The following is a 14,637-nucleotide window of genomic DNA, read 5'->3' as shown; positions in this document are numbered from 1 at the left end:
AGCTCGGTAGCTCGCTGGGCTCATAACCCAGAGGTCGTCAGTTCAAATCTGGCCCCCGCTACGAAGGTCGAAGGGCTTGTGTCCGCGGAAAGCGCGGACACAAGCCCTTCTTCGCATTCTGCTCCGGGGCCGAGCCCCGGAAACCCCACGGGCCGGTGGGCACCTTGGCCGCCGCGTCCGGGGCCGAGCCCCGGAGGCCTGCGGTCGGGTGGGCGCTTGGCAGGGCGCGTTGACGCGGAGTTCGGGGCTTCTACTGCACCGGGTTCCAGTTGTCGGGGCCGGCCAGGTACTTCTGGGAGGTGTAGTTGGCGGCGGTGGAGGCGGGCATCAGGGGGCGGTCGGTGGTGCCGGTGGAGGCGCCGGAGCCGGTGTTGGCGAACTCGCTGAAGCGGCAGGTTTTCCAGGAGAAGCCGCTCATGTCCTGCCAGGCGCCGGCCTGCCGGATGTGGCCGCCGAGTGCGGAGTCGCGGATCAGCACCTGGCCGATGGCGTCGGCGGCACCGCCGGCGTGCCAGCAGCGGCCGAGCGCGACGGACTGCGACGCGGCGGAGCTCAGCAGCGTGGAACGGGTGATGAGAATGCCGTACGGGTTGGAGGCGTGCGTGGCGGCGGCCGTGATGTAGCCGTTGTTGCTCGGCGTGCCGCGGTCCAGGGAGCGGATCGTGGTCGAGTCGATGACCAGCGCCCCGTTGCCGTAGATGAAGTCGACCGCACCCTCGATGTAGCTCTTGTAGACGTACTGCCGGACCTGGGAGCTGCCGGTGCCGCCCCAGGACAGAAACGTGTCCTGGTAGCCCTTCAGCTGCACGTTGCGGTAGACCTGACGGTCGCCGGCCGCGTACAACGCGAGCGCCTGACTGCCCTCACCGTACGTATTCTGAATGGTCAGGCCCTTGATCGTGGTGTTCGCGGCCTGGTTCAGCACGGTGGCGCTGCCGGCGGTGCCCGCGGTGGACGCCGGCGTGCTCCCGGTGATCACGATGTCTCCCGAGGTGCCGGTGGCGCCCTGGATCGTGATGCCGGCCTTGCCGGACGGGATCAGGACCTGCCCCTTGTACGTGCCGGCCTTCACCGTGATGACCGTGCCGGACGTGGCCGCGGCCACCGCGGCCTGGATGGTCGTGTAGTTGCCGGACCCGTCCGCGGCCACGGTGATCGTGGCGGCCGCGACGGCGGTGCCTGGTGTCAGCACTGCCGCGGCGACAATCGCGACGGTGGAGACGGTGCTTCGTAGGGACACGATGGCCTCCTGGGAGTTTGTCGGTGACCCCAACTAATACATCCATATCTATCAATGTGGCAATGGGTAAATCCGGTGCGAGGACCGCCGGCCGCGGCTAGCATCGCGGTCATGCCATACGTGCTCTACCTGTGAGACGGCGCCCGGTGACCCCGGGTCTTCCGCCGTCCGCAAGACCGTTGAGCGCCGCCCGTGAAGAGGCGCGCCGCTCCGTGCTGGGAGAGCAATGTCCAACTCGATCGTTGTGCCTGCGCGCGTCCGTGCGCAGTTGACCGCCACAGACCTCCACCTCACTCGCGGTGACCTGAAGGTGCTGCACGGCGTGGGGATGACCGTCACGCCGGGCTCGCGCTGGGGCATCGTCGGGGAGAACGGGCGTGGGAAGTCCACGCTGCTGCATGTGCTGGCCGGCACGCTCGCGCCGGACTCCGGCACGGTCCGGCGGGCCGGCACGCTCGGGCTCGCCGAACAGGAACTGCGCACGGCCGGGAACGCCACGGTCGGCGACGTGATCGACGCGGAGCTGGCCGAGGTCCGGTCCGCACTGCGCACGCTCGACGCGGCCGGGGAGGCGCTGGCCACGGGCCTGGACGGCGCGGAGGACGCCTACGCGGCGGCGTTGCACGCGGCCGAGGCGCGCGAGGCCTGGGACGCCGACCACCGGGTCGAGGCCGCGCTGGCCGCGCTCGGTGCGGAGCAGGACCGGCAGAGACCACTGGCCGCGCTGTCCGTGGGCGCGCGGTACCGGGTGCGCCTCGCCTGCCTGCTCGGCGCCGGGCACGACTTCCTGCTGCTGGACGAGCCGACCAACCACCTGGACGAGGCCGGCCTGATCTTCCTGACGTCCCGGCTGCGCGCGACGCGGTCCGGCGTGGTGCTGGTCAGCCACGACCGGGCGCTGCTGGCCGACGTCGCCACCTCGATCATCGATCTGGACCCGACGCGCGACGACCTGCCCCGGGTCTACGGCGACGGATACGCCGGCTACGTCGCCGGCCGGGCCGCGGAACAGGACCGATGGGCGGAGGACTACGAGAAGCAGCAGGCCGAGCACCTGCGGCTGGAGGCGAGCCTGGCCGGCGCGCAGGACCGTCTGATCGACGCCTGGCGGCCGGACAAGGGCGTGAACAAGCACAAGCGCGCGACCAGGGCCTCGTCCACCGTGCGCACGTTCCACCGCCGGCAGGACGAGCTGGCCGCGCACGCGGTCACCATGCCGGAGCCGCCGCTGCGGTTCACGCCGCCCGCGCTGCCCCGCAACGGCGAGATCGTGCTGTCCGAGGTCACGTTGGACGGCCGCCTCCCCCATCCGGTGTCGCTGGTGATCGGCCCGTCCGCGCGGCTGCACGTCGACGGCCGCAACGGCGCCGGCAAGTCCACGCTGCTGGCGATCGTCGCGGGCCGGCTGCGTCCCACCAGCGGCCACCGGCGTACCGCGGGAAAGCTTCGGATCGGATATCTCGCCCAGGAGTCACCCGCACCGGCCGAGGCGACCGCGCGTCAGGTCTACCGGGCCGCCGGCGCCTCGATCCCGCTGGAGGCCCTCGGCCTGCTGGAACCGCGTGAGCTGGACCGCCCGGTCCGGCACCTCTCCACCGGCCGCCGTCGTCGCCTCGACCTGGCCGTCCTGCTCGCCACCCGCCCGCACGTCCTGGTCCTGGACGAACCGACCAACCACCTCTCCATCCCGCTGGTCGACGACCTGACCCAGGCCCTCGGGGGTACGCAGGCAGCCGTCATCCTGGCCACCCACGACCGAACCCTCCGGAAGGACGTCGCGGACTGGCCACACCTCACCCTCTGATCCGCCGTGCCGACGCCTGCCACCACCGTTCGAGGCGGTGGTGACAGGCGTCGGCGATCTACTGTGGTGGCGTGCCTGGCATCGAGGATCGCGTCACGGCCGGTCAGTGCCGCGAGGCGGCCCGATCGGTGGCGAGCAGCGAGTTTGCCGCCGAGGTGGTGAACCTGCTCCGTCCTCGTGATTCCGGGGTGATCCGCAGCCGCGCACCGTTGGCGTGGCAACTGTTCCGTGCGGCCCGCGAGGACCGGCTGATCTGGATGGGGCCGGATTCGTTCGCGGTGCTGCGTGCGCCGGCGGAGCGGCGCAGCGGCACTGACGGCCGGCTACTGCGCTGGGCGGACAGGTACTGGAATGCCTGGATTCTCTTCGGAGGGCTGCTGGCCCTGCTCGGAGTCGCTCTCCTGCTCGTCGCGCTGCGGCCCGTTATCGGCCGGGAGGCGACAATCTACGGCGGGTTCACCGTGTTGTTGCTGGTACTAGGCTTGATCATCATTGACCAGCTGACGTTTCAGGTCCGCGCGGTCTGGCGGGGACTTCGGTCGGCGCTGGGAGCCCCGCTCCGGCTGGAGACGGTGGCGTCGCAGACGCTCCCGTTCGAACAGTGGACGCTGATGCTGTGTCACCATGTCGCCGCGACCGGTGCCGGCGCGCTGCTGGACGCGGTGGACCGCCGGTTGGCCGCACTCGCGGGCTCCGACGAACCGCTGGCCTGCCCGCGGAACGCCGTGACGACCGCGCACATGAGGACGCAGGTCGCCGCCTGGTCGGAGCCGCTCCCCGGTGCCGAGGACGGCTCGCAGATCGGCGTGCGCCTGCCACGTCGCCGTCCGGTACGGACCCACCCGGCGCGCGAGACCGGCGCCTTCTTCTTCATCTGTCTCGGCGGGGTGTTCCTCATGCTCGCCCTGTTCGCTGTGGCGATACCCGCGTGGGAGCTGCCGGCCTGCGGGGCGTCGTGCGCGGGCCGGCCCGTGACATATCCGGCGGCGTTGGAGTGGATCTTCTATCAGGCCCTGTGGCGGGAGTCGCCGGACCTGTCCGCGATCTCCTGGTACTCACGCTCCACCGGGCTGATGGCGAGGGTGTTCCTTCCGCTGATCGTGCTGGTGGGCGTCGCGGCGCTGGTGTACCACGTCCAATACCGGAGGGAGCTGCTGCGTGAGGTCAAGGCGGGTACGGAGAGGCTGTACCGGATGAACCGCGTGCTGCTGGTCGTGGCGACCGAGGTGGAGCGGCAGGCCGTGCTGCGCCGCGCGGCGAAGGGCCGGGACTCGGAGCCGCGCCCGGACTTCACCGGCGGCCACCCGGTCTACCGGCTCGGCGTGATCGGCGGCGCCGATGTGGTGCTCGCCCAGACAGGGATGGGTGTGACGAGCCCGGTGTCCGCCGCGTACGGCGTGCCGGAGCTGCTGCGCGAGTGGTCACCGCGGTACGTTGTGATGGTCGGCATCTGTTTCGGCCTGCGCGAGGACTACCAGAGCCTGGGTGACGTGATCGTCGGCCGTCAGCTCCGCGTGATCAACCACCGGATCGGCGAGGGGGAGAAGCGCGACCGCGGCGACCAGGTCACCGCCGGGCACCGGCTGGTCGAGCGGTTCACGGTGGCGGATCCGCCACCGGGCGCCAGGGTGTGGCACGGCCAGCTGCTCTCCTGGGACGTGCTCGTCGACTCCCCCACGCTGCGAAACGACCTGCGGGCGCGCTATCCCGACGCGCTCGGCGGCGAGATGGAGGGCGCGGGCGTCTATGCGGCCGCGGTCCGGGACCGTACCGAGTGGATCGTGGTCAAGGGGATCTGTGACTGGGGCCGGGAGAAGACGTACGACTTCCAGGAGCTCGCGGCCGGGAACGCCGCCGAGTTCGTGCTCGGACTGATCGAGGCGCGGGCGTTCGCGCACGGGTGACCACGGTGTAGGAATCCCGACGATCGAGCATTGTGGACACCTGAACTCCCGCCACCAGTACTTATACGAAAAGCGAGCCTCCGATCACACATTGCCACCCTTGTCGGGGATGGTGATCAATATTGGGGCGTGGATAACTTGTCGGCATGCCCGGGATCATGGAGATCGTCGCTGCGGCGCCTGAGCCGGGAGTCAACAAGGTGGCGTGGGCGGGGGCGCTGCTGGCCTGGTTGCTGGCGGTCCCGGCGTACTTCGTCTTCGGGCTGATCGACACGATCGCGCACGAGGGCGGGCACGCGCTGCTGGCGAAGCTGCTGTTCCAGCGCGTCAAGGCGATCCGGCTGTTCAGCGACGGCGGCGGCGTGACGTACTTCGACGGGGACATGCCCTGGGTGGTCGACGTGGCGGTGAAGTTCGTCGGATATGTCGCGCCGTCGCTGTTCGGCCTGGCGGCGGCGTGGCTGCTCGACCGCGGCCACGTCGACGGCACGCTCTGGGCCAGCCTCGGCTTCCTGCTGCTGATGCTCTTCGCGGTGCGCGGGCTGCTGGGCTGGCTGGTCGTACCCACGCTGATGATCGTGATCTGTTATGTCGCCCTTGCCGTGGAGCCGCCGATCCGGGAGCTGTTCGCCTACGTCTGGACGTGGTTCCTGCTGATCGCGGCCGTCGAGACGATGCTGATCTTCCTGCGCGGCCGCGGGTACGACAACAGCGGCTCGGACGCGGGCGCACTGCGCCGCCTGACCAGGCTGTCCGGCGAGTTCTGGGCCGTGCTGATGCTGATCGGCACCACGGCCGCACTGGTCTACGGGGGCGTCATGCTGCTCCGGGTCGAAGCGTGACGCATGACGCCCCCACAAGATCAGCGCACGGTGAGCGTGGCCGCGGACTCGCCGGCCGAGACGACGTACGCGCCCGGCGCCACCCGCGGCTCCTCGGTGGAGAGGATGTCGCCGGGCGTGACCGCGAGCCGCGATGCCGGGAACGACACCGTGACCGTCCTCGTCTGCCCCGCGGCCAGCGCCACCTTGGCGAAGCCGGCCAGGCGTTTCGGCGGCGCGAGCGGGTTCGCCACGGCCTGGCCCACGTAGACCGGCACCACCAGGTCGCCGGCCCGCCCGCCGGTGTTCGACACCGTGACCGCGACCGTGACCGTGTCCCGCGGCCGCACCGTCCCGCTCGCGAGGCTGACCCCGCCGATCGTGAACGAGGTGTACGACAGGCCCGCGCCGAACGGGTACGCCGGCGTGTAGGCCGACCCCGCGCCGCCGTTCGTGCCGGGCAGCTGCTGGTAGTAGAGCGGCTGGTTACCGGTGCCGGACGGCCAGGAGACCGGCAGCCGCCCGCTCGGGTTCGCCCGGCCGTAGAGCACGTCCGCGATCGCGTTGCCGCCCTCGCTGCCCGGCAGCCACGCCGCCAGCAGCCCATCCGTCTCGTCCGCCGGCCCGAGCGCCAGCGGACGGTCGGACACCACGACCACGACGACCTTCTTCCCGGTCGCCTTCAGCCGGGCCACCAGATCCTGCTGGTCCGCGGCCAGCTGCGGGACCGGCATGTCCGCCTCCCCCTCGGCCGCGGCCCTGGTCCCGACCGCGACCACCACCGCGTCCGCGGAGGCGGCCTGCGCGACCGCGTCGTCCGGGCCGGACGTGCCGACCACGGTGGTGCCGGCCGGTGCGGTGTCGCGCAGCCCGGCCAGGATCGTGGTGCCGGGGATGGTGACGCCGTCCGGGACGCGCTGCCAGCCGATGGTCCAGCCGCCGACCTGGTCGGTGAGGTTGTCCGCGAGCGGCCCGGCGACCACGATCTTCTTCGTGCCGGCGCCGAACGGCAGCGCCGCGTTCTGGTTGCGCAGCAGCACCAGCGACTCGGTGGCGGCCTGCCGGTTGAGCGGCCTGTCCGCCTGGAACACGGCCGCGTCCGCCCTGGCCGGGTCCACGTACGGGTTGTCGAAGAGCCCGAGCTGGAACTTGAGCGCCAGGATCCGGCTGACCGCCTGGTCCAGCCGGCGCTTGGAGATCAGGTTCTGGCCGACCGCGTCCAGCGCGGCCCGGTGGAAGCCGCGATCGTCCGGCGGGACCATCGCCATGTCCACGCCCGCGTTGATCGCGGCCGCGACCGCGCCGGTGTAGGAGTCCGTGATGTGGTACGCCGTGTGCAGCAGCCGGACGTCGTTCCAGTCGCTGACCACGACGCCCTGGAAATCCCACCGGTCGCGCAGCACGTCGGTGAGCAGCCAGCGTGAGCCGGTGGCCGGGATGCCGTTGATCGCGCCGGAGTTGACCATCACGGTCAGCGCACCCGCGTCCACCGCCGCCTTGTACGGCGGCAGGATCGTGTCCTGCAGGTAGCGCGGCGACAGGTCGCCCGGCGCACGGTCGTGGCCGTTGAACGGCTCGGAGTAGCCCGCGAAGTGCTTCACGGTCGCGGCGACCGGGCGGCCGGAGACCCGGTTCTGCAGCCCGGTGACCGCGCTCGCCGCGAGCGTGCCGGCCAGCACCGGATCCTCCGCGAACGTCTCGTAGTAGCGGCCCCAGCGCTGATCCCGGGCCACGTCCGCGACCGGCGCGAAGTTCCACGTGGTGCCGGTGGCCGCGACCGCGCGCTGCGTCGACTCCGAGGTCTTCTGCGTGAGGCCGGTGTTCCAGGTCGCGCCGAGCCCGAGCTGGTGCGGGAAGACGGACGCGCCGAGCACGTTGTTGTGCCCGTGCACCGCGTCCACGCCGTAGACGATCGGGATGCGCAGCCGGGAGTGCTCGATCGCGTACCGCTGCAGCGTGTTGACCATCTCCGCCCACGCGCGCGGCGTGTTGACCGCGGGGGCGGCGCCGCCGCCGGACAGCACGGAGCCGGCGTGCTGGTCCGCGAGCACCTCGCGCATGCAGGTCTCGTTGAGCGCGCCGCCGCTCCAGGTGCAGTCGCCCTGCATCCGGTTGACCGCGATCTGCTGGAGCTGGCCGACCTTCTCCTCCACCGTCATCCGGCGCAGCAGGTCGGAGACGCGGACCGGCACGGACGCCCGCGGGTCGAGATAGCGTTCGGTGTCCGCCGCAGCCGGTGCGGCGGAGAGCGTGAGTATCAGGGCGGCGGCGAGCGCGGGTGCCGCCAGCCGTCGCCGGGTGAGCGAGTCGAAGCGCATGGATCCTCCCGATCGAGGTGAGAGAAATCGATCAAAGGCTATGCGCGGCCATGTGAGGACGTCAATGCACTGCGTGAGGATGCGGGGAAAGTCCGGTCCCGCGTTGAACCATCCGGGCCCTGAGAACCGAATACCAGAGCATGACGTGGGTACGGCTGGTCGCCGCGATGATGCTGGGTGCGCTGGTCGTGCTGATCGGTCCGGTTTCGCCCGCTTCCGCGCACGCGGTGATCGTCGACACCGTGCCCGCCCGCGGCTCCGTCGTCGGCGCCGCGCCCACCGCGGTCACCGTCACGTTCAGTGAGCCGGTCCGGCTGGTGCCGGGCAAGGTCAAGGTGGTCGCGCCGGACGGCACGGTGATCACCGCGGGCGAGCCCACGCTCGACGGCGCCGCCATGGTCATCCCGATCACGCCGGCGCAGCGCCCGCTCGGCACGTACACGGTCAGCTACCGCGTGGTCTCCGCGGACAGCCACCCGGTCGGCGGCGGATTCTCCTACTCGGTCGGCGCGCGCTCCACGTTCGAGGACGCGGTCAGCGGCGACTCCGTCGACCGGGGCGTCACGATCGGCATCTCGGTCGCGAAATACCTGGGGTACGCCGGGCTCACGCTGCTGGTCGGCCCCGCGCTGCTGATGCTGGGGCTGTGGCCGCGCCGCCTGCTGCGCACGCCGGCCGGACGCCGCGGGCCCCGGATCATGATGTTCACCGGCGCGGGGCTGGTCGCGCTCGGCGCGCTCGCCGGGATCTGGCTGCAGGCGCCCTACGCGAACGGCGGCGGGCCGCTGGACGCCACCGCTGCCGGGCTGCGGGACGTGCTGATCAGCCAGTTCGGGTTCGCGCACCTCGGCCGGCTGGTCGCGCTGGCGCTGGCCGTACCCCTGCTGGTGGTGAAGGCTCTCAGATGGCGTGGCCTCGCGTTGGGCGTGGTCGCGGCCGGGGGCCTGATCACCTGGCCGCTGGCCGGGCACCCGATCGCGTCGCGGATGCCGGTGGTGACCGTCTTCGCGGACCTGGTGCACCTGGCCGCGATGGCGGTCTGGCTGGGCGGGCTGATCGCGCTGGTCGCGTTCCTGCTGCGCCGGGCGAACGCGCGTGAGCTGCGGATCATCCTGCCGGTCTGGTCGCGCTGGGCCGTGCTCGCGGTCTACTGCCTGATCGCGGGCGGCGTCATCCAGGTGATGGTCGAGGTCGGTGCCGTCTCACAGTTGGTCACCACGCGCTTCGGGCAGCTGATCCTGGCGAAGACCGCGCTGCTCGGCGTGGTCCTGGCGTTCGCCGGCGTGGCCCGGACGCTGGTGCACCGGCTGTCGGCCGGCGGCGCGGGGACCGGCTGGACCGCCCGCCTGGCCCCGAACGCGGCGCCGGTGACCTGGCTGCGGCGGTCGGTCGCGGTGGAGGTCGCGCTGACCGCGGTGGTGCTGGCCGCGAGCGCGGTGCTGGTGCAGACCACGCCGTCCCGCGCGGTCGGCGAGGAATCGCCGGTGGTGGTGCCGGAGACGTTCAGCGAGACGCTGACCAGCCCGATCTACACGCTGCAGTTCGAGATCTATCCGGTGCAGCGCGGCGAGAACAACACGTTGCACGGCGCCATCTACACGCCCGAGGGGAAGCCGCTGCCGGTCCAGGAGTTCCGGGTGACGGCGGCGCTGGCGTCGGCCGGGCTGGAGCCGATCGACCAGCCGATGGCGATCCTGGATCCGGTCCCCGGTCAGAGCACCACCGATCTCGGCCACGTCATCGGTCCGGTGAACTTCCCGCTGCCCGGCGAGTGGACCGTCAAGTTCACGATCAGAATCTCGGAGATCGACCAGGCGACCGTGACGGCCGTGGTGAAGGTTCCTTAATTTCGCGTTTGACCGCCAATATCGTGCTTTTGCGCGAAAAATGGCCCCGTAGGGCATTTGTCTCTTCGGGAAGGGGCGGCGTATGACCACCCTCGAGGCTCCGGCCGCCGCGATCACCGATGCCGACCTGGCCCGGCCGCTGCGCGTCTTCCAGAATCGGCCCACGCTCGGCGTCCCGTTCTGGCGCTGGGAGTGCCGGGCCTGCGGCGACTCCGGCGGTGGCGGCAGCCATCCGGACGCGGTCGATCGCGCGCTCACCCACTGCGTCGAACATCCGAGCCATCCGTCGTCGCTGGTCCCACCGGTCAACTGCCGGCAGGACAACCCGCGGGCGCCGCTGCGCACGATCTACGAGTGGCTGGTCGCTCGCAACGCGCTGGAGACGCTGGACGGCGATCCGGACGGCCTGGCGCCGTCGGACCGCGAGTTCGCGGCGCTGGCCGCGCTGGACGGCACCGAGTTCGCCGACCTAGGGCCGCTGGACGGCGACTACGCGGTCTTCGCGTCGGTCGACGACGCCGGGTCCGCGGACTCCGAGATCGCCGGGTTCGCGTCCGCGGAGGGCGAGTTCGCCGGGTTCGGGCCGCTGGACGGTGACCTGGCCGCGCTCGCGGAGCACGATGCCGATCCCGCCGGTCTCAGGTTCCTGGACCGCGGGTTCGACGGCGAGTCCGTGCACCGCCGCCTGCAGGACGGGTGGTCTCGCGCGCTGCCGGTGACCTGGCCGCCGAACGAGCTGTTCGAGACCTCCGGCACCTGGGCGGAGCCGTTGGAGCACGGGGAGCGCGCGGGACAGGCCGCCTCCGGTGCCGTCACGGGACCGAGCGCGAATCCGGACTCGGATTCGGACTCGCCGGAGGGGTTGGGGGCCTGGCCGCCGCTGCCGTCCGACAGCCCGCTCCGGCCGACCGGCGGAGCCACGCTCGGCGGCGACGACGAGCGGGAGTGGGGCGCGGTGATCGGCGGTTCTGCGCCGGCCGGCGGCGGCGAGCAGGACTGGGGCTCAGTGATCGACAGGTCGCTCTTCGCCGATGGCGACGACGTGGCGGCCGTCGACCGGGAGCCCGTCATCGGCCCGATGCTGCCGAGCCGCCGGTATCTCCCGCTGATCGCCGGGCAGGAATCGTCCTGCGCTCACGGCCCGGCGGAGGAAGGGTCGCAGCCGGCCGGGGCCGATGACCCCGCGGACGAACGGTCGCGGCTGATCACGGATCCGGTCGAGGCTTTCGGCCTGGTGCGCGGGGCCGGCTTCGGCCCGGCATCGCCGGAACCCGGCGCGGACCACGGATGGTCCTCGCCGTCCGCCGACCCGGACCACCGGCCCGCACCGCACGCTCACGAAGACCACGACCGGTCCGACAGCAGCAGCCCGGACGCGCCCGTCGTGCAGGACGAACTGCCGGGGCTGACCGCCTACGCCCACTGAACCCCGCGTCGCCACGGAGGCGGCCCGCACACCGCGTGGTGTGCGGGCCGCCTCCGTGTCGTCTCAGGCCGCGGACGGGAACCGGTCGAGGAAGCCGGTCACGGATCGCCTCGCGGGTGCGGACGGCCGCGGACGTGACCGTGGACGAGCCGACGGCGCTACGGCGAACTCGTTCCGCGCGAGATTATCTTGAGCGGAACCACTGGGTAGTCTGGGTGGATGAGCGCGCCCCTTCGCACCGAGCCGGACGTGTCGTTCCTGCTCAACCACGCCGCCCATGTGCTGCGGACCCGGATGGCGGCCGCGCTGGCCGAGGCCGGCCTGACCGCCCGCATGCACTGCGTCCTGACCCACGCGATGGGCGAGGAGCGCACACAGGCGGAGCTGGCCGAGATCGGCGACATGGACAAGACCACGATGGTGGTGACCGTGGACGCGTTGGAGAAGGCCGGGCTCGCGGAGCGCCGCGCGTCCGAGCGGGACCGGCGTGCGCGGATCATCGCGGTCACGGACACGGGCGCGGAGCTGGCCGTGCGGAGCCAGGAGATCGCGGATCGCGTGCACCAGGACGTGCTGGACGCGTTGCCGCCGGACGAGCGCGAGGTGTTCCTGCGCGCGATGAACCGCCTGGTCGAGGGCCATCTGTCGAAGCCGGTGGAGTCGCCGGCACCGGCGCGGCGGGCACGGCAGCGAGAGTCGTAAATCCCGTTACGGATCGTCTGTAACAAAACCATCTGCTACGGTCTTACCCGATGGCACCCATCGGGGGAGGACCCATGTCAGGAAATATCCCTACTCGTCGTACGTGGGTGGCGCTCGGCGTGATCGCCACCGCCACGCTCATGACGATTCTGGACGGCAGCATCGTCACGGTCGCACTCCCGGCCATGCAGGCCGACCTGGGCTTCTCGCCGGGCAGCCTGAGCTGGGTGGTCAACGCGTACCTGCTCGGCTTCGGCAGCCTGCTCCTGCTCGCCGGCCGGCTCGGCGACCTGATCGGCCGGCGTCACGTGTTCCTGGCCGGCACCGCGATCTTCACGGCCGCGTCCGTGCTGGCCGGCGTGGCCACGACGCCCGCGGTGCTGCTGACGGCGCGGTTCCTCCAGGGCGTGGGCAGCGCGGCCGCGACCGCGGTCAGCCTCGGCATCCTCATCACGCTGTTCGCCGAGGGCCGGCACCGGGCCACCGCGATCGCGATCTTCAGCTTCACCGGTGCGGCCGGCGCCGCGATCGGACAGGTCGCCGGCGGCCTCCTCACCGAGACGGCCGGCTGGCACTCGATCTTCCTGATCAACCTGCCGATCGGCGCGGCCGCGATCGTGCTCGGCCGGCTGGTGCTGCCCGCGGACACCGGCGCCGGGCTGCGCGCCGGCGCGGACGTGCTGGGCGCGCTGCTGGTCACGGCCGGTCTCGGGCTGGCGCTGCACGCGGTGGTCACCGGCACAGAGCGCGGCGCGTCCACGGCCGTGCTGGTCACCGGCCTGGTCGCGGCCGTGCTGCTGACCGGTTTCCTGATCCGGCAGGCGACCGCGGCGTACCCCCTGATGCCGTTGAGGATCTTCCGCTCCCGTGCCGTCTCCGGCGCGAACGCGGTGCAGGTGCTGGTGGTGGCCGCGACGTTCGGCTTCCAGGTGATCGGCACGCTCTACCTGCAGCGGGTGCTCGGCTACTCGGCGCTGGAGACCGGCCTGGCGCTGCTGCCCGCCGCGATCACGATCGGCGCGGTCTCGCTCGGCCTGGCCGCACCGCTGATCGCCCGCTTCGGCCCGCGCCCGATGCTGCTGACCGGCCTGGCGCTGCTCGCCGCGCTGTTCGGCTGGCTGGCCAGGGTCCCGGTGGACGGCCGCTACATCGTCGACGTGCTGCCCGCGATGCTGCTGGCCGGCGGCTTCGGGCTGGTGCTGCCGGCGCTGACCACGCTCGGCATGTCCGGCGCCGGCCCCGCCGACGCGGGCCTCACCTCCGGCGTCTTCAACACCACGCAGCAGGTCGGCATGGCGGTCGGCGTGGCCGTCCTGTCCGGCCTGGCCGCCACCCGCAGCACGCACCTGCTCGACGGCGGCACGTCCTCGGCGGTCGCGCTCACCGACGGCTACCGCCTGGCGTTCGCGATCGGCGCCGGCCTGATCGTGGCCGCATTCGCGCTGGCCGCCGCCGTACTCCGCCCCGCACCGGTCACCCCGGCCGCACCGGTCCCGGCGACCGCCTGAGCGGTCAGTCCCACGATCGGGGTGTCCTTCACCGGACGTGAAGGACGCCCCGATCACCACATGGGAACCCAGGGGGTACCGACGGGACCGCCGAACGGTCCTCCGGCAGGATCCTTGGATCATGGGAGACAAGCGATCGATGATCCTGCTGTCCGACCCGGCGATAGCCGCGGTGCCGCAGGCCGACAACGGCGAGGAACTGGTCGACGCCCGCGACCTGCTGCGCGTCGACAGCCGGGCCGCCGAGCCGACCGGCCGGTACGCCCTTGTGCGCCGCGGCCTCGCCGAACGCCTGGTCACCGCACAGGCCGCGCTACCCGACGGCCTGAGCCTGCTGGTGGTCGAGGGCTACCGCCCCTACGACGCCCAGCTCGCCATCTTCAACGGCTACCGCGACGAACTGCGCCGCCGCTATCCCGACTGGTCCGACGCCCACCTGCACATAGAAACCAGCAAGTTCGTCTCCCCCGTCGAGGTCGCCCCGCACAGCACCGGCGGCGCCGTCGACCTGACCCTCTGCGACGCCACCGGCCGCGAGCTCGACATGGGCACCGCCATCGACGCCACCCCCGACGACAGCAACAACGCCTGTTTCACCGCCGCCCCCAACATCTCCCCCGAGGCCGCCCGCAACAGAACCATCCTGGCCACCGCCCTCCACCAGGCCGGCCTGATCAACTACCCCACCGAGTGGTGGCACTGGTCCTACGGCGACCGCTACTGGGCCCTGATAACCAACGCCCCCACCACCACCTACGCCCCCATCCGCACCTGACCCGGCCAGTCCCGTCCCGGGTGGACTCGCGCGGCCAACTAAGGCGCCCAGCAAACGTGGGTCCCAAACTCGCGCGAACACTGAGGCACCCACCGGACCTGGGCTCCAAACTCGCCCAAACCCGCCAAGGCGCCCACCGGCCCGTGGGGTCTCCGGGGCTCGGCCCCGGAGCAGAATGCGAAGAAGGGCTTGCGTCCGCGCTTTCCGCGGACACAAGCCCTTCGACCTTCGTAGCGGGGGCCAGATTTGAACTGACGACCTCTGGGTTATGAGCCCAGCGAGCTACCGAGCT

Annotated in this window: 10 protein-coding genes; 8 read left to right on the top strand and 2 right to left on the bottom strand. The window is 71.7% G+C overall.

The window, feature by feature from the left end; translation table 11 throughout:
• Positions 1-250: 250 nt before the first annotated feature.
• Positions 251-1,240, bottom strand: a complete 990-nt coding sequence (locus OP04_RS47755; protein ID WP_051800196.1) for a pectinesterase family protein — start codon at positions 1,238-1,240, stop codon at positions 251-253.
• Positions 1,241-1,508: 268 nt separating this feature from the next.
• Between OP04_RS47755 and OP04_RS47750 the strand changes: the two genes are divergently transcribed.
• The 3 genes from OP04_RS47750 to OP04_RS47740 all read left to right on the top strand — a co-directional run bounded on the left by OP04_RS47750 (position 1,509) and on the right by OP04_RS47740 (position 5,790).
• On the top strand, positions 1,509-3,044 hold the full coding sequence (locus OP04_RS47750; protein ID WP_232324029.1) for an ATP-binding cassette domain-containing protein: 1,536 nt from the start codon (positions 1,509-1,511) through the stop codon (positions 3,042-3,044).
• A gap of 71 nt (positions 3,045-3,115) precedes the next feature.
• A complete protein-coding gene (locus OP04_RS47745) occupies positions 3,116-4,948 on the top strand; it encodes a 5'-methylthioadenosine/S-adenosylhomocysteine nucleosidase family protein (RefSeq protein ID WP_033346735.1) in 1,833 nt (610 codons plus the stop codon).
• Between the two features lie 146 nt (positions 4,949-5,094).
• Positions 5,095-5,790, top strand: coding sequence for a M50 family metallopeptidase (locus tag OP04_RS47740; RefSeq protein WP_051800195.1), 696 nt, complete (start codon positions 5,095-5,097; stop codon positions 5,788-5,790).
• A 20-nt stretch (positions 5,791-5,810) separates the two neighbouring features.
• Here the strand turns inward: OP04_RS47740 and OP04_RS47735 are convergent, their stop codons facing one another.
• On the bottom strand, positions 5,811-8,087 hold the full coding sequence (locus OP04_RS47735) for a glycoside hydrolase family 3 N-terminal domain-containing protein (RefSeq protein ID WP_063746901.1): 2,277 nt from the start codon (positions 8,085-8,087) through the stop codon (positions 5,811-5,813).
• 140 nt (positions 8,088-8,227) lie between these two features.
• Between OP04_RS47735 and OP04_RS47730 the strand changes: the two genes are divergently transcribed.
• The 5 genes from OP04_RS47730 to OP04_RS47710 all read left to right on the top strand — a co-directional run bounded on the left by OP04_RS47730 (position 8,228) and on the right by OP04_RS47710 (position 14,345).
• Positions 8,228-9,934, top strand: coding sequence for a copper resistance CopC/CopD family protein (locus tag OP04_RS47730; protein ID WP_033346734.1), 1,707 nt, complete (start codon positions 8,228-8,230; stop codon positions 9,932-9,934).
• Positions 9,935-10,016: 82 nt separating this feature from the next.
• Positions 10,017-11,360, top strand: a complete 1,344-nt coding sequence (locus tag OP04_RS50990; protein WP_051800194.1) for a hypothetical protein — start codon at positions 10,017-10,019, stop codon at positions 11,358-11,360.
• Between the two features lie 219 nt (positions 11,361-11,579).
• Positions 11,580-12,062 (top strand): MarR family winged helix-turn-helix transcriptional regulator, encoded by a 483-nt coding sequence (locus OP04_RS47720; protein ID WP_033346733.1) that lies wholly within the window; start codon positions 11,580-11,582, stop codon positions 12,060-12,062.
• Positions 12,063-12,136: 74 nt separating this feature from the next.
• Complete coding sequence (locus OP04_RS47715; protein ID WP_051800193.1) at positions 12,137-13,570, top strand: MFS transporter; 1,434 nt, start codon at positions 12,137-12,139, stop codon at positions 13,568-13,570.
• Positions 13,571-13,691: 121 nt separating this feature from the next.
• Entirely contained in the window at positions 13,692-14,345 is a 654-nt protein-coding gene (locus OP04_RS47710) for a M15 family metallopeptidase (RefSeq protein WP_033346731.1), read from the top strand.
• Positions 14,346-14,637 lie beyond the last annotated feature (292 nt).

It is taken from the genome of Catenuloplanes japonicus (assembly GCF_000717135.1).
GTDB classification, from domain to species: domain Bacteria; phylum Actinomycetota; class Actinomycetes; order Mycobacteriales; family Micromonosporaceae; genus Catenuloplanes; species Catenuloplanes japonicus.
This window is presented reverse-complemented; position numbering and strand designations above follow the sequence as displayed.

Coding starts and splice junctions, on each gene's coding strand:
- OP04_RS47730 (WP_033346734.1), top strand. CDS start 8,228: ATGACGTGGGTACGGCTGGTCGCCGCGATGATGCTGGGTGCGCTGGTC.
- OP04_RS47740 (WP_051800195.1), top strand. CDS start 5,095: ATGCCCGGGATCATGGAGATCGTCGCTGCGGCGCCTGAGCCGGGAGTC.
- OP04_RS47710 (WP_033346731.1), top strand. CDS start 13,692: ATGGGAGACAAGCGATCGATGATCCTGCTGTCCGACCCGGCGATAGCC.
- OP04_RS47720 (WP_033346733.1), top strand. CDS start 11,580: ATGAGCGCGCCCCTTCGCACCGAGCCGGACGTGTCGTTCCTGCTCAAC.
- OP04_RS47715 (WP_051800193.1), top strand. CDS start 12,137: ATGTCAGGAAATATCCCTACTCGTCGTACGTGGGTGGCGCTCGGCGTG.
- OP04_RS47735 (WP_063746901.1), bottom strand. CDS start 8,087: ATGCGCTTCGACTCGCTCACCCGGCGACGGCTGGCGGCACCCGCGCTC.
- OP04_RS50990 (WP_051800194.1), top strand. CDS start 10,017: ATGACCACCCTCGAGGCTCCGGCCGCCGCGATCACCGATGCCGACCTG.